3 protein-coding genes are annotated in these 2,583 nt (G+C 32.1%); 1 reads left to right on the top strand and 2 read right to left on the bottom strand.

All coding sequences use genetic code 11. The features are described 5' to 3' along the window. Positions 1–196, top strand: a 196-nt coding sequence (locus F6K22_RS38340; protein WP_293110132.1) for a hypothetical protein, incomplete at its 5' end; no start/stop codon positions are given. Positions 197–309: 113 nt separating this feature from the next. Here the strand turns inward: F6K22_RS38340 and F6K22_RS38335 are convergent. Next, positions 310–873, bottom strand: a complete 564-nt coding sequence (locus F6K22_RS38335) for a hypothetical protein (RefSeq protein WP_293110131.1) — start codon at positions 871–873, stop codon at positions 310–312. Between the two features lie 634 nt (positions 874–1,507). After that, complete coding sequence (locus F6K22_RS38330; RefSeq protein WP_293110129.1) at positions 1,508–2,122, bottom strand: hypothetical protein; 615 nt, start codon at positions 2,120–2,122, stop codon at positions 1,508–1,510. Positions 2,123–2,583 lie beyond the last annotated feature (461 nt).

The following is a 2,583-nucleotide window of genomic DNA, read 5'->3' as shown; positions in this document are numbered from 1 at the left end:
TGGTAAACTAATAACTACAAATTCTTCTTTTGTAGCTGGTAATTATGAAAAAAATTTACCTGACTTACTTTTCTTTTTCTTAGAACCAGAATTAGATACACCAAAACCTTTAGGCATTATTTTATTTTCCTTAATTTATCCATTATTCAAAATTTTATCATATACATACAACACTTTCCTATTTACTGATAACTGAATTGACCTTAAATATAGAAATGGTGCGTTACATTTCATTTTCATGTCACGCAGTGAAACGCACCCTACTTGACTGACTTTAAAGATACAGTAAAAAAGCTCCACTTCTGAATCTTATAAACTTTCTTTTAGTTCTGTTGATATATCTTCAATATGAGATTTAAAATATTCATCAAATGTTGGCATTTTTCCAAATTTATCCAATATTTCTTCTTCTAATATTCTATAACTTTCATCGTAAGTCAAACTAATAGCAGGTAGATATTTAGCTGTATTTATTTTATTTATCTCACCAATTTTCATTACAGCATGAGACTTTTTCGTATTAATTGTTAAATATTTAGCTAAAAGCAATGTTTTAAATTGATCGTCAAATTTACCTGCATCAGAAATAAAATCTGACCAGGATATAGAATTGGTTTCAACAAATTTAGAAAGGAATTGTACTTGCGGATAAAATGGTTTTACATCAATAAAGTGTGGTTTAATCTTAACCATGCTATATAATGCAATTTCATCAAAAGATATTTCTATTTCCAGAGGAATTATTTCCAAGTTTGTTGGCAAATTAATAACTACAAATAGTTCTTTTACTGCTGGTAATTCTGAAAAAAATTTACCTGAATTACTTTTCTTTTTCTTAGAACCAGAATTAGATACACCAAAACCTTTAGACATTATTTTATTCTCCTTAATCTATCTCTTATTCAAAATTTTATTATATACAGCAGTTTCTTATTTACTGATAATATAAAATCCTGATAATTACTATAGCCTGCGTCCGCAGCGACTGGAACGGAGTGGAAGGAAGCAATCCCAAGGGTGCGCGGAGATTGCTTCCTATCGTCGCAATGACGACTATCCAACCGGATTTGATATAATACCATGTCCTGATAATCAGGGCTTAAAAAGTTGTTGCTTGTAGTAAAGCTTGAGCAATTTTTATAGTTCGGGCTGAAGCCCTACTACGGACTTTAATTATAACTGATAACTAAAATAACTTTAACTATAGAAGTGGTGCGTTACATTTTCATTAACGCACCCTACTCGACTGACACAGCTAATTTTGTGCAAAATTGTAGTGCAAAATTGTAGGGTGTGTTAGACGGCTTAAATTTAGACGATGAAAAGGATTCAGCAATCCGTCGCCGGGCACCATTTTAGTTGTATCAGTCCAGTACTTGATTGGTATTCTATACAGAAGTTTCCTACTCAATGATAACTAAAATAACTTTAACTATAGAAGTGGTGCGTTACATTTTTATTTTCATGTCACGCAGTGAAACGCACCCTACTCGACCGAGACTGAGTTTTATTCCATTCTATGAAGATAAATAATGCATTCATAGAAAAACTGAATCGTCAAACGTATAATTTTTTCTAGCTTTGTACCCTGAGCAGGTATAATCTGATCTAAAAGACCACCACCCTCATCACTATCAAAAATTGTAGGAATTAAAATTTCCTGAGATTCATACATATTTATGTGTTGCTTTGAAATTGCTTCTATAGTTGTTTCACAATCACCACTATTAATAATATTGGCAATAATTTCTTCTGTATTACGCTCCCAAACAACCCCCCAAAAACCATCATTACAATCAGCATCACCCTCATTAAAAACCATCCGTAGTGGCAAAAATTTTCCATCCATTCCTACAATATCAAAATCAAGCCAGAAGTATCTTCCTGCATCATAGTCTTCATCTCCTGTGGCTTCATAAGAATGGTGTTCGGGGATATTCGGACAGTCAAAGTACATCCCTACATTGCAACAACCTAAAATATTAACTACACGAATAGTCATAAACATTTCGTCTTTATTAAATATCCCTTTTTTGTTGAAAGTAACCTTCAACAACTTTGGCATTTCTTCCCTAAAGTTGCCCTTGATAGGAGATAGATTGTTTATACATTTAGGCCACATAATTCTTCCTGATATTTAAGAGCGATCTTTACCTATTATACATTTTATTTGAAATTTTAGTCAACTCAAGAGAATTGAGTTAGGTTTATACTTTAAATTAGTAATTAAAAGGCAAACTAGACTCTATTTTTAAGCTATTCAATACAAGTGTTAGATCGAAAATCAGCTAATAATTTGACTCTGCAAGGAGCAGCTCAAAAAATAAAAAAAAACTTTAAACACAAGATTTTCCCTCTTCTTCCTCCTTCCCTATTCCTTCTTTTAGAAACGACAAATTGATTCAGGTCGGAGGGGACAAATTCTAGTAACTGGGTTATTTCGCAAATTCAGTACTTCGTAAGCATTCAGCTATTAGCTTTCAGCTTTCAGCAATAAAACCTCAACCTTAAAGAGAAGGTTTAAATGAATATCGACTTGAAAACTGACTTCTGTAGTAAAATTTAATTCTGAATAATAAAGCT

It is taken from the genome of Okeania sp. SIO2F4, from assembly GCF_010672385.1.
In the GTDB taxonomy this organism is placed as follows: domain Bacteria; phylum Cyanobacteriota; class Cyanobacteriia; order Cyanobacteriales; family Microcoleaceae; genus Trichodesmium.
This window is presented reverse-complemented; position numbering and strand designations above follow the sequence as displayed.